The organism is Rhizorhapis sp., from assembly GCF_035276005.1.
Taxonomy (GTDB): domain Bacteria; phylum Pseudomonadota; class Alphaproteobacteria; order Sphingomonadales; family Sphingomonadaceae; genus Rhizorhapis.
In genome coordinates this window covers 1-3,125 of the sequence record NZ_DATEMB010000046.1, presented here as the reverse complement: position 1 = coordinate 3,125, position 3,125 = coordinate 1, and the positions used below count along the sequence as shown (strand labels likewise).

The window sequence follows — 3,125 nt, the reverse complement described above, 5'->3', positions numbered from 1 at the left end:
CCCTCGAAGTCCTTGATCAACTTCCGGCCCTTCTCGCTGGTTTTCATCATTCTTCCCCGATCATCCGCTTGCCCGTGGCAATGTCGTGCATGGTCCTCTCTGCGCTGATCTCCATCTGCGCCGCCTGCCGGATTTCACCCTTCACATGCTGCTCCAGGTAATCGTCGGCGCGCTTCAGGAACCATTGCCGCACCAGGCGGATGATCCGTTCGGAACTGAGCCCGATCAGCGCCGCGATCGTCGCCGCGTCCCCCGCATTCAGCCCGAGCCGTTCGATGATCCACCGCGCCAGAAGGACGACAAAGCACATCAGCAAGAGGTCGATCACAACCATCTTGACCGTGACCTTGCGGCCCTCGCCCAGCGTCAGTCCGTATTTCGCCGCCGTCCCGATTACCCACCCCGCAACGATCGTCCCATATTTGGCAAGCGCCATTTCAACCCATGGCGTCATCGCCGCTGTTCCCCCGTTACCACTCACGAAATCAGCCCGTGCGCCTGTAGCCTGGCGATCAGGTCATTGATGGCTGTCCGTGCCTGGCTGTCCACAGTTGCCCCGCCTGTGGGCGCCGTAACCGCGGATTGACGCGAGGATAGGACGCGGTTGCCGTTAATCTCGACCGTGCCATTTGACGGCACCTTGAACTTGACGCCGCCGCTGTCTTCCAAACTCAGGAAGGCGTTGTCCGAACCATTCGGAGCAGCCGCCGTATAGCGAACGCGGATGCCAAAGGGGCTGGCGTTGGTGTTGTCGAAAGTGGCTATGTTGGTGGCGGTCGTTTCCTTGACGTGCAAGGTCCACAGCGGCTCGGAGGTAAAACCGACCGCGACTTTCCCACCGAATGCGCTAGGCGCGGTCCCTGCGCCAAAGAACGCATATTTATACGGGCCGTTGGCGCTGATCTGCGAACGATAGCCGATCACGACATTGGAGGATTGCGTGTCCTCCGCATCAAACTGATAGACGTTCACGACCTTGGTCGCGTCGCCCAACTGGCCGGCGCTAAAGCCCTTGATGACTTCGATCGAACCTGTGCCGCCGAGCGTGGTGGAGACGGCGCGGAAAACGGTTGCTTCGGCAGTGATGTCGCCGGGGCCGTCAACCCGGATATGGCCAGCAATGGCCTGGGCGTAGGCGACATTACCAGCACCCGACAGCCAGACATATTGGTGCAGGCCATCGGCATGGGTGGTCGTGCCGCCCGTGGTGTCTACATGCGTGCCGCTGTAATTCGCGCGGACATAATCATAGTTGTTCGATCCCTGCGCATAGACGCGGTTCGCAAGGCTGTAGAATTGCGTCGTTCCTCCAGCATCGGCAGAGGTCGCCGTGCGGGAAATGTCGATCGCGTTGGTAGAGCCAGAGGGGAGGGCGCCGAGGTTCAGGCTGTCGGTGCCGAGGGTGTTGCTTGGATTGCTATCGCCAGGGTCCATCGTTACCTTAACAACGTCATTTTCATCAGTGAGGACGACTTTATAGTCACCGCTGGTGAGCCATATAGCAGAAAACCGCCCGTTCGCGTCGGCAACCACGGGGTTGGCGTTCGCATTTGTAGCTGCATCGGCATCAGTGCGGGTGGGATAGGTCGCCTTGCGCGTCGATGTGCCCGTGATGTAGAAATTCAGCTTCCACCCTGCGCCGACCGCGCCAGCGCTGGTGTTTACCGAGAAAATGCCAGTGTCGTATAGCCGCGCCATGGAGCCAATCCCAAAATCATTACGGTCTTGTGGTTGGCTTGACGGGATCGCGGCCCACTACCGCGCAGCAAGGGCTGCTCCCGTCCGGGACACTAGCATAATTGCGCGCATGGGCAAGCCAATGTTATGTCTGTGATTCTATGAAGAAGATCATTCTTGCGCTCGCCTGTGCCGTGCTAATTCCGTCAGCGTCATGGGGCGGGCGTCCATTGAGTGATGTGGAGTTGCGCGCCGCCTACTGCATCGGTAGGCTCGATGGGCCGCCGCTTGACCCCAACAGATATCCAGAAGCCTTCAGGCCCAACATTTCCAAATTGAACGATGAGGTGAGTCTAAGCCTACATCGGCTAAAGTCCTATTTGGCCCCGAAGGAATATCTGGATACCGACGCGCTCCTATATGCTGTGGCACAAGGAAAAGTCGCTCAGGAAGAGTCTGGAGCGTGCGCGGGCAATGAAAATTCGCAGAGGTGCGCCTATCTGACGAAGGATGTGAGCGGATGCCGCAGTCCCAACTTCCTGCCATTTTAACATGAAAATTTGGCAGGCCCTGTTGATCGTCGCCATAGCCTGCACGGCATACCGAAGTAGGCCGTGGCAGGCGTTATGGCTTGGGGGATTTCTTCTCTTCCCGTGACGCGGCGGACTGTGCGCCGTAATTATCATTCATGGCGGTTAGCAGCTTCTGCTGAAGCTGGCCGATCTCATTGCTCAGCACTGGCTCACGCGCGGCCACCGAGGATAATGCCTCCACCCGTGCCCTAACCGCTGCTGGATTTTTAGCCTGCGCGATTTTCAGCAGGGCCTTGGCGACCTTTGGAGACGCGAGAAGGCGCCCAGCAGCGTATTGCGCGGCCAGCACCTTGCCGAGCGTAAGGACGCTGGCCATCGCGGTTCCACCTGTCGCCGCACCCATCACCGCCAAGCCGGTGTTGCTGTAATTCTGATATTTCGACGCAGCCTTGGCCCTGTCCGCCAGAAGCGCAAGCTGATCGATCGCGTGCCGGTTCTCACCCTGAAAAATGGCATTCTTGGCCGAATTGCCCATCTTGTTCCAGTTGGTGAGGAAGCTGTTGAACGAGAAGGCATCGCCGCCAGCGTTTTGCGCGCCGGGGCCAGCCTTGCCGAGATTGTCGATCATCGTTGCTCGAGCGATCCCCGCTTCCTCTTCGGGCAGCGTCTCGAACAGTTTGGCCAGGCGGGCGTTGTTCCCCTTTGCCGCCGAATTGAGCGCGGTCGCGATCTGCTCTCCGCTCTTTTCACCCTTCTTGCCGATGATGGGCAGGATCACGTCATCGAGCGTCTTGATCCGTTCAGCCCACTGGCGATCGGCCTCCGCATAGGTGCGGGCGGCGTTGCTCTTCCCCTGCGCCTCCAGCGACGTGATGAGATCATTGCTAGCCGCGTCCACAACCTCATTGACCCGAC

General features: G+C 59.2%; 3 protein-coding genes. All 3 read right to left on the bottom strand.

The genetic code is table 11. The features are described 5' to 3' along the window. Positions 1–46: 46 nt before the first annotated feature. Complete coding sequence (locus VJS46_RS10255) at positions 47–454, bottom strand: hypothetical protein (protein WP_324059946.1); 408 nt, start codon at positions 452–454, stop codon at positions 47–49. Between the two features lie 23 nt (positions 455–477). Continuing rightward, positions 478–1,698: a hypothetical protein gene (locus VJS46_RS10250; protein WP_324059945.1), complete on the bottom strand. Its 1,221-nt coding sequence runs from the start codon at positions 1,696–1,698 to the stop codon at positions 478–480. 603 nt (positions 1,699–2,301) lie between these two features. Continuing rightward, positions 2,302–3,125 (bottom strand): hypothetical protein (locus tag VJS46_RS10245; protein ID WP_324059944.1); only part of this gene is annotated, 824 nt, incomplete at its 5' end.

Bases quoted from the DNA above. Each gene is read 5' to 3' on its own strand.
- VJS46_RS10255 (WP_324059946.1), bottom strand. From the start codon at position 454: ATGACGCCATGGGTTGAAATGGCGCTTGCCAAATATGGGACGATCGTT.
- VJS46_RS10250 (WP_324059945.1), bottom strand. From the start codon at position 1,698: ATGGCGCGGCTATACGACACTGGCATTTTCTCGGTAAACACCAGCGCT.